The sequence below is a fragment of the Streptomyces sp. SID8352 genome (assembly GCF_009862265.1).
Taxonomy (GTDB): Bacteria; Actinomycetota; Actinomycetes; order Streptomycetales; family Streptomycetaceae; genus Streptomyces.
The window spans coordinates 17,984-35,198 of sequence record NZ_WWGX01000001.1 but is presented as its reverse complement, the minus strand read 5'-3'; the positions used below and the strand labels follow the sequence as shown (position 1 = coordinate 35,198).

The following is a 17,215-nucleotide window of genomic DNA, read 5'->3' as shown; positions in this document are numbered from 1 at the left end:
CCGTGGTCCTAGGACCCGGATCGGCCCGTGGCCCGATGCGGGCCGCGCGGGGCGGCCACTAGCGTGGCGGCGTGCTGAACACCGCTTCCCCGACCTCCCCCACGTCCCCCGGGCATGCTGAGGGGGTGAGCAACGACGAGTTCCGTGCCGCCATGTCCCGGCTGTCCTCGGGCGTGGTCCTGGTGACCGCGCAGGAGCCGCCGCTCGACCCCGACGACCCCGGGGCGCCGGCCGGCGAGGACGCGGGGATGACGGCGACGGCCTTCCTGTCGGTCTCCCTCGATCCGCCGCTGGTCCTGGTCAGTCTGCGCACGGGCTCGCGGATGGACGACCTCCTCGACGAGCAGCCGCTGTGGGCGGTCTCCGTGCTGGCCGAGAGCCAGCGGCAGATCGCGGGCCGCTTCTCGATGAAGGGCCGGGTCAGCGACCGCCTCCTCTTCGCCGACCTCGACTGCTCGCGCGGCGCGGCCAGCGGCGCCCTCCTGGTCGGCGGGGCCCTGGCCACCCTGGAGTGCCGCACCGAGCGGCGCGTGCCGGCCGGGGACCACACCCTGGTCATCGGCCGGGTGCTGACCGCCCGGGCGCCGAGCGTGGAGGGCGGTCCGCTGATGTACTTCCGGGGGCGCTACCGGCACTTGGGCTGATCCGACGGGGGCGGGCGCCGGGGGCGACCCGGGGTCGTGCCCGCGGAAGCGGGCCCGGGAGCGCGGCCCGGCGCGGCGGACTGCGTGCTTCGGCCGACGGCCCGGCGCGGGTGCCCGGCCCCGCGGGCTTCTACCTGGGCCTGGGCTTCCACCCCACCGGGGAGACCAGCGGTGGCGAGACGGTGGGGGTGCGGGACCTGACGGGGTGACGGACCGGGCGCGGCCGGGGTGCCGGACCGCCGGGGTACGGGGCCGGGCGAGGCGCGGGCCGCTCGGGGTACGGGGATCGCCCGGGTCACCGGGAACGCCCGGGGGAAAGGGGCCACCCGGGATGTCCGAACCGTCGGGCCGCCGGGCCGCCGGGGTGCGCTACTCCCAACCGCCCGGTGAGCGACCGCGCTTGGTCTGGGAGCGCTGCTTCTTCTCCCGCAGCCGGCGCTCGTTGATGCCGCGCGGCACACGGGTCGGACGGCGGGGCTTCGGGGGCGGCGCGGTGGCCTCGGCCAGCAGGGCGGTCAGCCGGACCGCGGCGGCCTCGCGGTTGCGCCACTGGGAGCGGTGTTCCGCGGCCCGTACGGTGATCACACCGCCGGTGAGCCGCCCCGCCAGCCGCTCCAGCGCCCGCCGCTTCCACACCTCGGGCAGCGCCTCGGTGCGCCCCAGGTCGAAGCTCAGCTCCACGCGGGTGTCACTGGTGTTGACGTGCTGTCCGCCGGGACCCGACGACCGCGAGAAGCGCCAGACCAGCTCGGCCTCGGGAAGGACGACGGAGCCTCTGATGACGTGGGGAGCGGACATGCCCCCATGGTCCCGCTCCGGGCCCCGCGCGTCATCCGGATAACGCCGGTAAAGAAAGTAAAGGGACCCGGAACCGACGGCACCCCTCCTGTCGTTGTGGGGGGTAGCTGTACCTTGCTTGCCGTAAGTAAACGAGGGAAGGGACTCCCGAACAATGGCTGTAAGCCTGTCCAAGGGTGGCAACGTCTCGCTCACCAAGGAGGCTCCGGGCCTGACCGCAGTCACCGTGGGCCTCGGCTGGGACGTCCGCACCACCACCGGCACCGACTTCGACCTCGACGCGTCCGCCATCGCGGTCAACCCGGAGGGCAAGGTCTACTCCGACGCCCACTTCGTCTTCTTCAACAACAAGCAGACGCCGGACAACACCATCGTCCACACCGGTGACAACCGCACCGGCGAGGGCGCCGGCGACGACGAGGCGATCAACGTCAACCTGGCCGCCCTTCCGGCCGACGTCGACAAGATCGTCTTCCCGGTCTCGATCTACGACGCCGAGAACCGTTCGCAGAACTTCGGCCAGGTGCGCAACGCGTACATCCGCATCGTCAACCAGGCCGGCGGCGCCGAGATCGCCCGCTACGACCTCTCCGAGGACGCGGCCACGGAGACCGCCATGGTCTTCGGCGAGCTGTACCGCAACGGCGCCGAGTGGAAGTTCCGCGCCGTCGGCCAGGGCTACGCCTCGGGCCTGACGGGCATCGCCCAGGACTTCGGCGTCAACGTCTGACGTCCCCCGCCGCCGTGCCGCCGCCGACCGGCGGGGGCCCGGCGCGGTACCAGGGGCCCCGGCAGCGCCGGGGCCCCTTCGCGCGCCCGGGCGTCTCCGGCGTGGTCCCGGCGCCTTCGCGTAAGGGTGCGGAGGGGGCGGACCAGGGTGCGCGGGCGGTGCCCACGGCGATGGCGGCGGCGCGCCACTCGGCGCCCTCGTCACCCCCGACGGGCCCCGAGCCTCGATGGGCCCGCACCCCCGTGCCCCGGCACCCCCGTGCCCCGGCACCTCCATGCCCCGGCGCCCCGGTGACCGGCCCCGGCCCGGCCGGGCGCGCGGCTACGGCAGCAGCCTGCGCTCCTTCGCCACCGCGACGGCGCCCGCGCGGGTGTCCACGCCCAGCTTGTCGTAGATGCGGCGCAGATGGGTCTTCACGGTGGCCTCGCTGATGAACAGCGCGCGGGCGATCTCCCGGTTGCCCAGGCCCCGGGAGAGCTGCGAGAGGATGTCGCCCTCGCGGTCGGTCAGGGTCGGCCGGGGGCTGCGCAGGCCGGCCATCACCCGCCCGGCGACCGGCCCGGACAGCGCCGTGCGGCCCTGCGCGGCGGCCCGGATGGCGGCGAACAGTTCCTCGGGGCGCTCGGCCTTGAGCAGATAGCCGGTCGCCCCCGCGGCGACGGCCCGGGTGATGTCGGCGTCGGTGTCGTAGGTGGTCAGCACCAGGACGTGGGGCACCGGACCGGCGGACCCGGCCGTGAGGCGGCGGGTGGTCTCCACCCCGTCGATGCCCGCGCCGAGCTGAAGGTCCATCAGCACCACGTCCGGCGCCAGCCGCGCGGTCAGCGCGAGCGCCTCCTCGCCGGTGCCGGCCTCGCCGACGACCTCGATGCCGGGGGCGCTGTCGAGCAGCGCGAGCAGTCCGGCGCGGACGACGGTGTGGTCGTCGCAGACCAGGATGCGCACCGGGTTCCCGGCGCCGGGGACCGGGGGGTTCGCGGGGGCGGCCGGTCCGGTCATCGGGGTGCCTCCAGGGGGACGGCGGCGGACAGGACCGTGCCCTCGCCGGGCGCGGACTCGACGGTGAGGGTGCCGCCGAGCCGGCCCAGCCGGGCGCGCATGGCGGGCAGCCCGTGCCCCCGCACCCCCAGCGGGTCGCCGGGCGGCGCGGCCGGGTCGAAGCCATGGCCGTCGTCGGTGACGTCCAGGACGGCCTGGTCGTCGAGGAGGGTCAGGGTGAGCGCGGCGGTGGTCGCCCCCGCGTGCTCGCGGACGTTGGCCAGCGCGCCCTGGGCGACACGCAGCAGCGCCGACCGGACCCGGCCGGGCAGCAGCGGGGCGCGGTCGCCGCCGTCGTCGACATGGACCCGCACGGTGAGGTGCTCGCCGGACTCCCGCTCGGCCAGGGTGCGCAGCGCCGCCGCCAGACCGCCGCCCCGGGCGAGGTCGGCGGGAGCGAGGTCGTGGACGAAACGGCGGGCCTCCGCCAGGTTGTGCTCGGCGACGGAGGCGGCGCCCCGCACATGGGTGCGCGCCTTGTCCGGGTCGGTGTCCCAGACCCGGTCGGCCGCCTGGAGCAGCATCCGCTGGCTGGACAGCCCCTGGGCGAGAGTGTCGTGGATCTCCATGGAGAGCCGCTGGCGCTCGGTGAGGGTGCCCGCGCGGCGCTCGGAGGCGGCCAGCTCGCGGCGGGTGCGGATCAGGTCGTCGATGAGGGCTCGCTGCCGGGCCGCCTGGCGCTCGGTGTGCAGGAAGACGGCGGTGGCGATGGCGGCGACGGCGGGCGGGGCGAGCAGCAGGTTGGGGTCGAAGCTCCCGGCGAGCCGGAACTGCGCGGCGACGACGCACAGGGTCAGCACCACAACCAGCCCGAGGGCGGCCCGCGCGGGCAGGGTGCGCAGACCGGTGTAGAAGAGGGGGACCGCGCACCAGGAGAAGCTGGGCGCGAGCACCACCAGCACCACCCACACCACGACGACCGCCACCAGCCAGGCGGGGCGTATCCAGGCCGCCCGGAGCCGGACGGGTCCGTCGGCCCCGCCGCCCGCCGCCGGGCCCGACAGGTGCAGCACGGCGAGGGTGACGGACAGGGCGACGATCCAGGGGGTGCGGGGCTCGCCGGGGTGGCGCAGCAGGAAGCGGGCCAGGGCGCCGCCGAGCAGCAGGAAGAACGCGGCGTGCAGCACGCCGCCCAGCCACCGGGTGTCCGGGTCGTACGGCTTCGGCATCCGCGCGCCTCCCTTCCGTGCCGGGCCCGTCCCGGGGACCGTCGGCCCCGGTGGCGTACGCGCGGGGTCCGCGCCGGATCGCGCGGGCCCCTCCCATTGTGTCCGCCGCGGGCGGTCGCGGGGTCGTCCGATCGGCTGACCCCGCCGTCGCCCGTCGCGGTCCCCGGGAGCGGCCGGTCCGCCGGCCGGCGGGCACCGGTCCGGGCGCGGGGCGGGCGAGGAGGGACGGCGGCGCCCCGGTCCGGCGGAGCGGACGGCGCGCCCGGCGCGGCGTCGCTCCGGGGCCCGGGCCCGGCACAGGTCCCGGCTCCGCCCCCGCCCCGCCCCCGGCTCCTGCCCCGGTCCAGGTACCGGTCCTGATCCTGGTCCCGGTAGGCGATCCCGGTCGGGGCACCGGTCCCGGTCTCCGGCCCGTACGCATCGGACGCCCCGGGCGCGGGCGTCCCGCCGGGTCACGCAAGCGGCCCGGGTCACCGAGCCGACCGGACCGCGCCAGGGGCCCGCGTCCCGGCACGTCCGGGCACCGGTCCGCCCCGGCGGGCGAGGCGGCGCCGCCGCCGCACGGCGGGCACCTCGGGGCACGACGGGCGTCCCGGGTCACGAGGGACGACGACCCGGGCCACGACGGACGACCCCGCCCGCGGCGCCGCCGCACCGCTCCCGGCGGGTGAGCGTGCCGGACCATAGGATCGCGCCATGCGTCCCGCCCGTCCGCTCGCCGCCGCCGTCGCCCTCGCGGCGGTCGCGGCCCTGGGGGCCTGCGGCGGGGTGCGCGGCGGGCCGGGCGGGCCGGGGCTGGGCGACCCGTACTTCCCGAGGGCGGGCAACGGCGGTTACGACGTGCGCCACTACGGCCTCGACCTCGCCTACGACCCGGCCGCCGCCCGCCTCACGGGCACCGCGGTCATCACGGCCCGCGCGACACGGGACCTCTCCGCCTTCAACCTCGACCTCAAGGGCCTGCGGGTCGAGGAGGTCACCGTCCAGGACCGCCCCGCCCGCTGGAACCGGGCCGGGCAGGAGCTGACCGTGCGCCCCGCCGACGACCTGGACCGGGACACGGTCTTCCGCGTCACCGTCCGCTACTCCGGCCGGCCGGAGACCATCACCGACCCCGACGGCTCCGAGGAGGGCTGGCTGCCCACCGCCGACGGCGCGGTCGGGCTCGGCGAGCCCACCGGTTCCATGGCCTGGTACCCCGGCAACCACCACCCCTCCGACAAGGCCGCCTACGACATCGCGGTGACCGTCCCCGAGGGCCTCGGGGTGGTGTCCAACGGGGAGCCGGCGGGCACCTCGACCCGGGACGGGCGGACCACCTTCCGCTGGCGCGTCACCGAGCCGATGGCCAGCTACGTCACCACGGTCGCGATCGGCCGCTGGCGGGTCCTGCGCTCCACCACCGCCGACGGGCTGCCGGTCCACACCGCCGTCGATCCGGAGCAGGAGGCGGCGAGCCGCGCGGTGCTGGCCCGCCTCCCGGAGATCGTGGAGTGGGGACGGGAGGTCTTCGGCCCCTATCCCTTCGCCTCCACCGGCGTGATCGTCGACCGCCCCGGCGACTCCGGCTACGCCCTGGAGACCCAGAACCGGCCGTACTTCCCCGGCGCCCCGGACCTGTCGACCCTCGTCCACGAACTCGCCCACCAGTGGTACGGCAACTCGGTCACCCCCCGCTCCTGGCGGGACATGTGGCTCAACGAGGGGTTCGCCACCTACGCGGAGTGGCTGTGGGCGGAGGACCACGGCGGCGCCACGGCCGAGGAGACGTTCCGGGCGCGGTACGACGGCGCCCGCTCCGACGGCGACGCGGAGGCCGCACGGGCGGTCTGGGCATTCCCGCCCGCCGAGCCGAGCAGTGCGGCGCACATCTCCGACAGCCCCGTCTACCAGCGCGGGGCGATGGTGCTGCACCGCGTCCGGCGGACGGTCGGCGACGACGGCGCCTTCCGGGCCCTGCTGCGCGGCTGGGCCGCCGCCCACCGCCACGGCAACGCGGACACCGCCGCGTTCACGGCGTACGTGGAGCGGACGGTGCCCGGCAAGGACTTCACGGAGGTCTGGGACGACTGGCTGTACGGCGAGGGCAGACCCCCGGCGCCGTGACGTCGGCGCGGGCGGAGGCGGACGGGCCGCGCGGGGCAGTGGAGGACCGAGAGCCCCGGGCCGGACGGCAGGGCGTGCGGGACAGAGGGCGCGCCCCGCGAGGAGCCCCGGGCGGCGGGGGTGCGGGGACGGCCGGGCCCGGGGGCGTGACACCATCACCTCCGTGCTCGACATCGGCTACGCCCTCTCCACCCGTTTCCCGGATCCCCCGCAGACCGACTACCGCCGCGCGGACGTCCGCGCGCTGCGGTACGACCTGTTCTGCGGGGACGTGTACCTCGCGGACACCGAGGAGGACCGGGAGATCTCCACGGCCTGGGGATGGGTGCCGGTGCTGGACTTCGCGTGGGCGCTGTGCGACATCGTGGAGCGGCTCGACCGGGACCCGGCGGGCTCCAGGGCCGCCCGGCCCCAGCGCGCCGAGCTGGACTTCACCGAGTCCACCGACCGGCTGCTGTTCGAGCGCCGCTTCGGCTGGGTGGACATCGAGGGGGAGTGGCTGCCCGCCACCGAGCGGCCGCTGGCCTTCTCGCACGCCGCGCTGCGCCGCGAGGCCCGGGACTTCCTGCACGACCTGATCGCCGACCTGACCGACCTGCACGAGGACCTGGCGGACAACCCGGCGATCTGGACCCTCCAGTCCCGCTTCCCCCGCCTTCCCTGACACCGGGGGCCGCAGGGCACCGGGGGCCCGGGACCGCGCAGGGCGCCGCAGGGCAACCGGGGGCCGCACCTGCGCCACTCCCAGGACCGGGGCCGACCCCGGACCACGGCCCGGGACGGGCACGCCCCCGGCCGCCGCGGGCGGAGTGGTACCGCACCCGGCTCCGGAGGCGGCGGGGACCGGCGCCCCGTCACAGGCCCCCCGCTCCCCGCTCCCCCTCCAGCCCGGAGCCCCCGCTCCCGCCCTCCGAGCCGTCCCCCCGGTCCCCCGGCCCCCCGGTCGACGCCCTACTCCGCCACCACCCGCACCCCCATCTCCGCCGCCAGCACCGGCGCCAGGTCCAGGAGCTGGGCCGGGCTGATCACCGACCCGGAGAGCCGGTCCACGCCCCGCGCCAGCTCCAGCGGGACGGCGCCCCGCAGATCGACGTCCGCCAGGGTGGCCGCGCTGAAGTCGGCGCCCCGCAGCGCGCAGTCCACGAACGCCACCCGCTCCAGCACCGCGCCCCCGAAGTCCGGCTCGACCAGCACACAGCCCTCGAAGACCACGTCCTTGAGCCGGGAGCGGCGCAGATTCAGATAGTCGATCTTGCCGCCGCGGACCAGCACCCGCTCCAGCACCGCGCCGTGCACCTGGACCCCGCCCAGCCGGGCGTCGACCAGCTCCACATCGCGCAGGGTGGCCTCGGTGAGCCGGGTGCCGACCCCGCGCACCCCGGTCAGGACCGAGTCCAGCAGCCGGGCGCGCTGGAGCGACGCCTCGTCCAGCACGCAGCCGGTCAGCGCGCAGTCCATGAAGCGGGCGCCCGCGCCGTCCTGCCCGGAGAAGTCGGCGTCCCGGAAATCCAGCGCGTCGTAGTCCCCGTCCGGCTCCAGCCCGCCGCCGAACGGCACCAGCGGCGGCAGCCGCACCTCGGGGCGCCGCGCCGGGCGCACCGCCGCTCCACCGCGTCCCGCCCCGCCGCGTCCCGTGCCACCGCGCCCCGCACCGCCACCGCCCGTGCGGGCGTCGCCCGCCGCTCTTCTCGCCATCACCCCATCCTGCCCGCCGCCACTGACAACCGCCCCGACCTGCGCGAACAGCCCGGCGGCAGGGCCGTAGTTGACCTCAAGCGAGCTTGAGGCGGTGGAGTGGGGAACACCGCACGGTCCGGCCGCCGGGCCGTGCGCACACCCGCACCGCCCACCGTTGGGGGACCCATGCACGCCGTCCGACTGCACGCCTTCGGCCCCGCCGAGAACCTCGTACCGGAGGAGGTGGAGGACCCCCGGCCCGGCCCGGGGCAGGTCCGCATCGCCGTCCGCGCGGCCGGGGTCCATCTGCTCGACACCGCCGTGCGCGAGGGCATCCGGGGCCCGCTGCCCGAACTGCCCGAACTGCCCACCGTCCCCGGCCGCGAGGTCGCCGGGGTCGTCGACGCGGCGGGCGGGGGCACCCCGGAGACCTGGCTGGGCCGCCGGGTCGTCGCCCACCTCGGCTTCCGTCCCGGCGGCTACGCCGAACTGGCCGTCACCGAGGCGGACCGCCTGCACGACATCCCGGGAAACCTGGACTTCGCCGGGGCCGTCGCCATGATCGGCACCGGCCGCACCGCCATGGGCATCGTGCAGTTCACCGATCTCGGGCCCGGCTCGGTGGTGCTCGTCCCGGCCGCCGCCGGAGGCATCGGCACTCTGCTGGTGCAGTACGCCCGGACCGCCGGGGCCACCGTGATCGGCCTCGCCGGGGGCCCGGAGAAGGCCGCCCGGGTCGCGGCCAACGGCGCCGACCTCGCCGTCGACTACACCGAACCGGGCTGGCCGCAGCGGGTCCGCGCCCACCTGGGCGGACGCGCCGCCACCGTGGTCTACGACGGCGTCGGCGGGGACGTCGCGCGCGAGGCCGTCGCCCTCCTCGGGCCCGGCGGTCGGCACCTCGTCTTCGGCTGGTCGGGCCGGGGCCTGCACGACGGCGCGCCGTATCTGGTGGAGGGCGTCTCCGAGCAGGTCCTCGGCCCGGTGATGATGAACCGGACCGGCGGCCCCGACCCGGTGCGCACCCTCGAACTGCGCGCCCTCGCCGAGGCCGCCGCGGGGCGGCTCACCCCGGCGGTCCAGCGCTTCCCGCTCGCGGAGGCCGCCGCCGCGCACCGCGCGCTGGAGACCCGGGCCACCGTCGGGAAGGTGGTCCTGGAGCCCTGACGGGAGCCCCTCGGGGCCCGGCCGGGAACCGGGTCCCGGCCCCCCGGGGCACCACCGGGCCGGGCCGCGCGGCCCCGGGGGCGGGCCTGCCGGGACGGGGCGGCGCCGCGCCCGTTCCGGCCCGCTCCGACGAGGTGCGGCACCCCCCGTTCCATGGTGTTCTGGCCCAATGAGTGGCACCCGGACCGACGAGCCGGCCGCGCCCGTGGACTCCGACCCCCGCCGCTGGTGGGGGCTGGTGGTGATCGCCCTGGCCCAGCTGATGGTCGTCCTCGACGCGACCATCGTGAACATCGCCCTGCCCTCCGCCCAGCGTGAACTCGGCATGTCCGACGCCAACCGGCAGTGGGTCATCACCGCCTACACCCTGGCGTTCGGCGGGCTGCTGCTCCTCGGCGGGCGCATCGCCGACCTGGTCGGCCGCAAGCGCACCTTCGTCATCGGCCTGATCGGCTTCGCGGGCGCCTCCGCGATCGGCGGCGCCGCCGTCGGCCCTCCCATGCTCTTCGGCGCCCGCGCCCTCCAGGGCGTCTTCGCCGCCGTCCTGGCCCCCTCCGCGCTCTCCCTGCTGACGACCACCTTCACCGACCCCCGGGAGCGCGGGAAGGCCTTCGGCATCTACGGCGCGCTGGCCGGCAGCGGCGCCGCCGTCGGCTTCATCGTCGGCGGCTTCCTCACCGAGTACCTGAGCTGGCGCTGGTGCCTGTACGTCAACATCCCGGTCGCCGTGGTCGCCGTGACCGGGGCGCTGACCCTGCTGCACGACCGCCCGGGACACGCGGGCGCCCGCCTGGACGTGCCCGGGGTGCTCCTCGGCTGCGGCGGCCTGGTCACCCTCGTCTACGGCTTCAGCGAGGCCCAGCCGCGCGGCTGGACCGCACCGCTCGTCCTGGCGCTGTTCGCCGCGGCCCTGGTGCTGCTGGCCGCCTTCGTCTGGTGGCAGACCCGGGCGCCGATGCCCCTGCTGCCGCTGCACATCATCCGCGACCGCAACCGCGCGGGCTGCTTCCTGACGATGATGCTGGCCGTCATCGGCATGTTCGGGCTGTTCCTGTTCATGACGTACTACCTCCAGGTCATCCTGGAGTACTCGCCGGTGCGCACCGGGCTGGCCTTCCTGCCGATGACCATCGCCATCGTGATCGGCTCCACCCAGATCTCCGCCCGGCTGCTGCCCCGCGTGGGCCCGCGGCTGCTGATGGTCCCGGGGATGCTGCTGGCCTCCGGCGGCATGGTGCTGCTCGCCCAGATGACGGTCGCCTCCGACTACGCCGGGGAGATCCTCCCGGCGCTGCTGCTGATGGGCCTCGGCATGGGCCTCACCTTCATGCCGGTCTTCTCCACCGCCACCGCGGGCGTCGCCCCGCAGGACTCCGGAGTGACCTCGGCGACCGTCAACACCTCGCAGCAGGTGGGCGGTTCCATCGGCACCGCGCTGCTCAACACCATCGCCACCACCAGCAGCGCCACCTACATCACCGCCCATCTGACCGACCCCTCGCAGCGGAACCGGGTGGTCCGGGAGGGCATCGTGCACGGCTACACGGTCGCCATCTGGCTGGCCGCGGGGATCATGCTGCTGGCGGCCGTGGTCGCGGGCCTGATGGTGACGGCCAAGGCCCCCGGCCGCGACGTCCACGCCCCCGGCGGCGCCCCGGACCCGGTGGGCTGAACCGGCGCGGCCGGTCCGGGAGGGCGAGCGGGCGGGGCGGGGCCCGGAGGGCCGGTGAGCCGCGGGCCCCCGCGCGCCCCTTCCCGGGCCGGACGGCGCCCGGCCTTCCGGCGGAGCCCGCCCTACCGGCGGAGCCCGGCCCTCCGGCCGGTGGCCGCCCCGGGGGAATCGGCGCCCGACGGGGTCGGCCGCGGCCCGGCACCCGGTCCGGAGGCCGGGCCGGCCGGAAGGAGACCGGGGCACAGGACGCTCGCTCACGGGGGTCGGCCGCGCGGTGGACGGCGTACAGACCCCGGACACCGAGCGCCCCGGACACCGAGCCGACGCAGGAGAAGCCGCCGACGGCGGCACCAGGGTCCGAACCCGCCCGTGACAGGTGCCCGTCCTCCCCGACGTGCGCTGTCCCCACCGACGGGCGTCGTCCTCCCCGACGGATTCCGTCGCGTCCGGCCACGGAATCCGTCGGACACGGCGCGAAAACCGGCTGCCCCGGGCTCCCCGCCGCGGGTAGCGTCGCGTGCGTGATCGACGTACCGGAGGCACTCGCGGCAAGTCTGGCCAAGTACGGCGGGGAGGCCGGCCGCGTCTTCGTCGCCGCGCTGCCCGCCCTGGCGGAGCGGTTCCTCGACCAGTGGGACCTGCGCCCGGACGGGCCCGCGCGGCACGGCTGGGCCGCGCTGGTCCTGCCGGTCGTCCGCCGGGGGGACGGCGTCCCGGCCGCGCTGAAGCTCCAGGCGCTCGACGCCGAGACGGAGGGCGAGCCGGTGGCCCTGCGCCGGTGGGACGGCGACGGGGCGGTGCGCCTGATCGGCCACGACCCGGGCACCGGCACGATGCTCCTGGAACGCCTCGACGCCGAGCGCACCCTGGACCACCTCCCGGACTCCCGGGAGGCCGCCCTGGTGATCGCCCGGCTGCTGGCCCGGCTCACCGCCGCGCCCGCGCCACCCGGACTGCGCGGTCTCGGCGACATCGCGCACGACATGCTGGAGCAGGTGCCGCGGGCCCTGGCCGCCGTCCCCGACCCCGCCTCCCGCCGCCTGGTCGCGCGCTGCGCCGCCGCCGTCCGGGAGGTCGTGGACGAGCCCGGCGACCGCCTCCTCCACTGGGACCTGCACTACGGCAACGTCCTCGGCTCCGAGCGCGTGCCCTGGCTCGCCATCGACCCCAAGCCGCTCGCGGGCGACCCCGGCTTCGACCTGCTCCCGGCCCTGGACAACCGCTACGACCCAGCCGAGACCCAGTGGCGCTTCGACGCCCTGACCGACGTCCTCGGCCTGGACCGCGCCCGGGCCCACGCCTGGTGCCTGGGCCGAGTGCTCCAGAACCTCCTCTGGAACCTGGAGGACGACGACCCGCTGGAACGCGAGCAACTGGAGATCGCCCGCGACCTGCACCCCTGAGCCGGTCCCGCCGTGCGGCCCCACCCCGCGGGCAGCGCGGGCAGCGCGGGCAGCGCGGGCAGCGCGGGCAGCGCGGGCAGCGCGGGCAGCGCGGGCAGCGCGGGCAGCGCGGAGTGGTGGGGACCGGTGGGGACGGCCGGACAGGTGGGGACGGCCGGGCGGCGGCGTGCGGCTCGGGAAGGCGTGGCGACGCGGAGAACGGGGCGGCGGCCGGCCGGGGGCGCGGGACGAGCCCGCCGAGGACGCGGGCGGGCGCGGGCGCGGTCGCTCCACACCGGCCGACCGACGGAGCGTCCGCCCGCGCCCGGAAGCGGAACGGCGCCGAACCGGTCCCGGCGATCCGGCGCGCCCGGCGCCCGGTACGGCGGAGCGGCGGCCCCGGCGCGGGCTCCCGGACGCACGGCGCACCACCCGTCGCACGCCGCACCCCCTCCCCCCTGCACCGCACCCGCACCCGCACCCGCACCGAGAGCAGGTACTCAAGGAGGGCGGGCGCGCCTCCGTCCCGGACATCCCCGCACCCGCACCGAGGACACGCGCTCAAGGGGGCGGGCGCGCCTCCGCCCTGGACATCCCCGCACCCGCACCGAGGGCACGCACCGAGGACACCTGAACCGGGGCCGGGTACTGCGCGCCCGCCCGGACCCCGTACGGCACTCGCCCGCCCCGCGCCGCTTCCCGCCACCCCCACCGCCCTGCCGCGCCCGCGCGCGACACCGCACAATGACCGGACCGCGCCGTGCCCGGTGCGCCGCCTCCGTACCCTTGGCCCCGCTTCGTACCCCAACCCCGGAAGAGACCATGACCAGCACCGCATCCGCGGGCACGACCGCCCCCATACCCGACCCCGGCCGGGCGCAGGCCCGCATCCTGCGCGTCCTGGTCGCCTCCCAGGTCCTCAGCGGAGCCGGTCTCGCGGCGGGGGTCACCGTCGGCGCCCTGCTGGCCGAGGACATGCTCGGCAGCACCAGCCTCGCCGGGCTGCCCAGCACCCTGTTCACCGCCGGGTCCGCGCTCGCCGCCGTCTTCGTCGGCCGCGTCTCCCAGACGCACGGCCGCCGCCCCGGGCTCGCCGCCGGCTACCTCACCGGCGCCGTCGGGTCGGCCGGTGTGATCCTCGCCGCCGTGCTGGACGTCCCGGTCCTGCTGTTCGCCGCCCTGTTCGTCTACGGCGCGGGCACCGCCACCAACCTCCAGGCCCGCTACGCCGGAGCCGACATGGCCGCTCCCGGCCACCGGGCCCGCGCGGTCTCCACCGTCCTGGTCGCCACCACGCTCGGCGGCGTCGTCGGGCCCAACCTCACCGCGCCGACCGGCACCTTCGCCGAGCACCTCGGCATCCCCCGGCTGGCAGGGCCGTTCCTCCTCTCCGGCGCCGCCTACGCGCTGGCCGCGCTGGTCCTCGCGCTCTGGCTCCGGCCCGACCCGCTGCTCCTGGCCCGTGCCGCGGCGGCCGGGGCCGGGGAGGTCGGCGCCGGGCCGGGCCCGGCCACCCCCGGCGCCCAGGTCTCCCCCGACGCCCAGGGCGCCCCCGGGGCGGACGGCACGGACGGGAGCCGCGGGGGCGTGGTCCTCGGCACGCTGGTCATGGTCCTCACCCAACTGGTGATGGTCGCGGTCATGACGATGACACCCGTCCACATGCGCGACCACGGCCACGGCACCGGCGCCTCCGGGCTCGTCATCGGCATCCACATCGGCGCGATGTACCTGCCCTCGCCGCTGACCGGCTGGCTCGTGGACCGCTACGGCCGCGCGAGCGTCGCGGGCGCCGCCGGTGTCACCCTGCTGGCCTCGGGCGTCCTCGCCGCGGCGGCCCCCGGCGACTCCGTCGCCCTGCTGGCGCTGGCCCTGGCCCTGCTCGGCCTCGGCTGGAACTTCGGCCTGGTCTCCGGCACCGCGATCATCACGGACACCGTCCCGCTCGCCACCCGGGCCCGGACCCAGGGCCTGGTCGACGTCTCCATCGCCGTGGCCGGGGCCACCGGCGGCATGGCCTCCGGTCTCGTGGTCGCCGCCGCCGGCTACCCCGTCCTCGCCCTCGCCGGCGGTGTCCTCTCCCTCGCCCTGCTGCCCGCCGTCGCGGCCTCCGCCCGCGGCCGACGCGCCCGCGCCCCGCTCCCGGGAGAGTGACGGAGCCCCCGGAACCCCGAGGTCCGGGCCCTGCGGCCGGGCCCGGGCGCGGGGCGGACCGGCGCGCAGCCGCGGGCCTGAGGACATCGCCTCGGGACTCGTGGCACTGCGGGACGAAATCGTGGAGCGCGGAATCAAGTCCATCGCGGTACCGCCCCTGGGCTGCGGAAACGGCGGACTCCCCTGGCATGACGTCGAGCCGATGATCCACCAGGCCCTGGGAACCATTCCGGGGTCGAAGTCCGCGTCTACGAACCATCCGGTGCACCTGCCGCGTCATCAATGCCCAACGCCACCCAGGCACCCTCCACGACGTGAGAACGTGCGGCATTGCTTGCCGCCCTCGGCCGGTACACCCGAAGCGAAATCTCGCGTGGGCTCACCTTCGAACCGCGCGTCTCACTCCTTGAAGCACACAAAGTCGCCTGCCTCTCCGAGGCGGACCTGGTCCGAGGATCCGCGAGCGCCAGGGCCTTCCCCGTAGCCGCGGAAGTCGGCCGTCGCGCCGCTGACGGCCCGGCCTCGTCCGCGGCCCGGCACTGACCCGTCCACCGGCCCCCCGGAGCAGCCGTCCCGGAACATGCTGTTCGGACCGTCCCGCCCACGGGTGGAGAGCACGGGAGGCCATGAGGCGCATGGGGCCCCTTCCACCCGGAAGCCGCCCGGACGGGGCATGCCCCGGAGCCGACGCCGGTGGTGCGTGGAGCCCCCTGTCGGATTCGAACCGACGACCTTCGCTTTACAAGTTCGGTCCACACCCGCCCCCGTGCACTCCGCCGCCTGGTCCGGGGGTCACGTGGGGGCGCTGCTGTATGCCGCCGTCCGGGGTCGTTTATGTCAGCTGTGGATGTCAAAGGTCATCACGTGTGCGGCGCCCGAGCAGACCCGTGAAGTCCACCCCCGATCCTGCGTCAGCGCTTGGCATAATGTGCCAATGGACCTAGGGGGAACGGCATCAATTACCGCTGCAACAGCTGTAGTTGTGGCAGGGCTCGGCACCTTCGGAGCGGTACGTGCGGCCAAGCACACGGGGAACTCCCAGCGCCGCTCGCAGCACGAGCACTGGCGGCGTCAGACTCGCGCTGATGCCTACGCTCAGTTCGTAAAGGCAGCAGCGGAACTTGCTCCAGCGGTAGCGGCCCTCACCTCGGTAGGGGACTCGATACCGGGAGACCTGCGGGAGCGGGCTGCCGAGGCGCGCCGCCTCATGTCGGCGCTGTCGCAGGCCGAAAGTGCCGTGGCTCTAGCGGGGCCTGACAGCGTTGCCGCAGAAGCAAGATCAGTGACGCAACGCGTCGGGTCCATCCTGCGTGCCACTCTCGTGGGGCTCGGGCTGGAGCCAGCCAGGCGGTACGCCCCGCCACCGAGCAGAGCTATCCATTGGCCGAGCCTGAGCCCTTTCCGCGAGCTGGCTCGATCCGCCCTGGACGACCCCAATGGTGCCCTGGGGCGGCAGCCATAACATCCGTCGCCAAGTAGTTGGCTCCGCCGGGCCCGCTTAGCGGTTGATCGGGATCTCGTAGACGATCTCGCAGTGGGCGGCGGGCACGACGATGTCCGCCGTCTCGATCGGCCGCCCCTGGTCGCTGTAGTACGTCCGGCGGATGTTCGTGACAAGCGCGGCCTTCTGGATGCCGAGTAGCGACGCCTCCTCGGCGGTCGCCGTTCGCGGCTCGGGCTGCTCCACCGCGTGGCTGACGGTCACGCCGATCGCGGCCATGCGGTTCACGACTCCGGCGCCGGCGTGCGGGCCTCCCTCGGGGAGGACGACGAGCGTGCCCGCGGTGAGGTCGTACGGCTCCCAACTCGTCGAGAGCTGAACCGGCCTGCCATCCGCTAGGAACTCGTACGTCGTCCGGACGCACAACTCCCCCTCGACGATCCCGAGGCGCGCGGCGATCTCGGCAGGCGCCGGCACCTTCGCGTCCGTCCGGCTCTCCCAATCCCCCTGCCGGCCAACGGCCTTCATGTCGGCCCGGAACGGCGATCCACTGGGCTGCTCCCGCGCCGACGACCGTACGACGCGCACCCGTTGCCGGGGTTCGGCGACGTATGTTCCCGACCCGGCGCGGCCCTCCAGGACGCCCTGGGAGATCAGGAGTTCCTGAGCGCGGCGGACGACGTTGTCACCGACGTCGTACTCCTGGCCGATCTGGGCGCGGGAGGGCAGCCGGTCGCCCGGCTCCCACACGTGCTCAGCGATCCGCCGCCGGAGTTCGTCGGCGATGCGGAGATAGGGCGGCTGCTCAGGCATATGGAAAATCTAGTCCACTAGCTCTAATCTAGTTAACTAGCTTTACTGAAAGTGATCGCCTGCGACGGAGGCTGCCCTGTGCCCGATTCGGAAGTCAGTGCGGCGGCCATCGCCGCCCGGCTGTCCGCCCTCGGGCGCCGCGCGCGTGGAGGAGCAGGCCCGACACACGACGGTCGGAGCGGACGTGCCGGAATCGCTCACCGCCGAGTCCTGACGGGAGGTCCTGGACGCGGTGGCCGACGCCGACCGCTTCGGCCTCCTCGCCACCAGCCTGAACGACCGCACTCTCTGGGCGGCCGTACGCAAAACGGTCCCCACGGCGGGCGATGCCGGGGGACCGAGCTACCAGCGATAGGAGCTGAGCAGCATGCTCGACCGTATCCGCCGCGCCCTCTCACGTGCCAGAGGGCTGCGGCACTCCAGC

General features: G+C 75.8%; 13 protein-coding genes and 1 pseudogene. 9 read left to right on the top strand and 5 right to left on the bottom strand.

Translation table 11 applies throughout. The annotated features are described in order from the left end of the window. Nucleotides 1–71 precede the first annotated feature (71 nt). On the top strand, nucleotides 72–644 hold the full coding sequence (locus GTY84_RS00165) for a flavin reductase family protein (protein ID WP_265292834.1): 573 nt from the start codon (nucleotides 72–74) through the stop codon (nucleotides 642–644). A 369-nt stretch (nucleotides 645–1,013) separates the two neighbouring features. Here the strand turns inward: GTY84_RS00165 and arfB are convergent, their stop codons facing one another. Continuing rightward, nucleotides 1,014–1,442, bottom strand: a complete 429-nt coding sequence (arfB, locus tag GTY84_RS00160; RefSeq protein ID WP_161223930.1) for an alternative ribosome rescue aminoacyl-tRNA hydrolase ArfB — start codon at nucleotides 1,440–1,442, stop codon at nucleotides 1,014–1,016. 154 nt (nucleotides 1,443–1,596) lie between these two features. On the opposite strand from arfB, the gene GTY84_RS00155 reads away from it, so the two are divergent. After that, nucleotides 1,597–2,172, top strand: coding sequence for a TerD family protein (locus GTY84_RS00155; protein WP_161223929.1), 576 nt, complete (start codon nucleotides 1,597–1,599; stop codon nucleotides 2,170–2,172). 321 nt (nucleotides 2,173–2,493) lie between these two features. Here GTY84_RS00155 and GTY84_RS00150 read toward each other — a convergent pair whose 3' ends face one another. Both GTY84_RS00150 and GTY84_RS00145 read right to left on the bottom strand, forming a co-directional pair. Beyond that, nucleotides 2,494–3,171 (bottom strand): response regulator transcription factor, encoded by a 678-nt coding sequence (locus tag GTY84_RS00150; RefSeq protein ID WP_161223928.1) that lies wholly within the window; start codon nucleotides 3,169–3,171, stop codon nucleotides 2,494–2,496. Next, nucleotides 3,168–4,379: a sensor histidine kinase gene (locus GTY84_RS00145; protein ID WP_161223927.1), complete on the bottom strand. Its 1,212-nt coding sequence runs from the start codon at nucleotides 4,377–4,379 to the stop codon at nucleotides 3,168–3,170. The genes GTY84_RS00150 and GTY84_RS00145 overlap by 4 nt, the downstream gene beginning before the upstream one ends. A 696-nt stretch (nucleotides 4,380–5,075) precedes the next feature. On the opposite strand from GTY84_RS00145, the gene GTY84_RS00140 reads away from it, so the two are divergent. Then, nucleotides 5,076–6,485, top strand: a complete 1,410-nt coding sequence (locus tag GTY84_RS00140) for a M1 family metallopeptidase (RefSeq protein ID WP_161223926.1) — start codon at nucleotides 5,076–5,078, stop codon at nucleotides 6,483–6,485. 163 nt (nucleotides 6,486–6,648) lie between these two features. After that, the gene (locus tag GTY84_RS00135; protein WP_161223925.1) at nucleotides 6,649–7,149 is read left to right on the top strand and encodes a hypothetical protein; all 501 of its coding nucleotides are present in this window, start codon (nucleotides 6,649–6,651) and stop codon (nucleotides 7,147–7,149) included. A 287-nt stretch (nucleotides 7,150–7,436) separates the two neighbouring features. Here GTY84_RS00135 and GTY84_RS00130 read toward each other — a convergent pair whose 3' ends face one another. After that, on the bottom strand, nucleotides 7,437–8,180 hold the full coding sequence (locus GTY84_RS00130; protein WP_161223924.1) for a pentapeptide repeat-containing protein: 744 nt from the start codon (nucleotides 8,178–8,180) through the stop codon (nucleotides 7,437–7,439). Nucleotides 8,181–8,348: 168 nt separating this feature from the next. On the opposite strand from GTY84_RS00130, the gene GTY84_RS00125 reads away from it, so the two are divergent. From GTY84_RS00125 to GTY84_RS00110, 4 genes are all read left to right on the top strand, one after another. After that, on the top strand, nucleotides 8,349–9,329 hold the full coding sequence (locus tag GTY84_RS00125; protein ID WP_161223923.1) for a zinc-binding dehydrogenase: 981 nt from the start codon (nucleotides 8,349–8,351) through the stop codon (nucleotides 9,327–9,329). Between the two features lie 169 nt (nucleotides 9,330–9,498). Further along, a complete protein-coding gene (locus GTY84_RS00120) occupies nucleotides 9,499–11,001 on the top strand; it encodes an MFS transporter (protein ID WP_161223922.1) in 1,503 nt (500 codons plus the stop codon). Between the two features lie 521 nt (nucleotides 11,002–11,522). Further along, on the top strand, nucleotides 11,523–12,404 hold the full coding sequence (locus GTY84_RS00115) for an aminoglycoside phosphotransferase family protein (RefSeq protein ID WP_161223921.1): 882 nt from the start codon (nucleotides 11,523–11,525) through the stop codon (nucleotides 12,402–12,404). 801 nt (nucleotides 12,405–13,205) lie between these two features. Beyond that, complete coding sequence (locus GTY84_RS00110; RefSeq protein WP_161223920.1) at nucleotides 13,206–14,537, top strand: MFS transporter; 1,332 nt, start codon at nucleotides 13,206–13,208, stop codon at nucleotides 14,535–14,537. A 1,498-nt stretch (nucleotides 14,538–16,035) separates the two neighbouring features. Here GTY84_RS00110 and GTY84_RS00100 read toward each other — a convergent pair. Continuing rightward, nucleotides 16,036–16,791, bottom strand: coding sequence for a GntR family transcriptional regulator (locus GTY84_RS00100; RefSeq protein WP_161223918.1), 756 nt, complete (start codon nucleotides 16,789–16,791; stop codon nucleotides 16,036–16,038). Nucleotides 16,792–16,869: 78 nt separating this feature from the next. Between GTY84_RS00100 and GTY84_RS33270 the strand changes: the two are divergent. Beyond that, a pseudogene (locus GTY84_RS33270) lies at nucleotides 16,870–17,146 on the top strand (hypothetical protein). The last annotated feature ends 69 nt before the right edge of the window (nucleotides 17,147–17,215 follow it).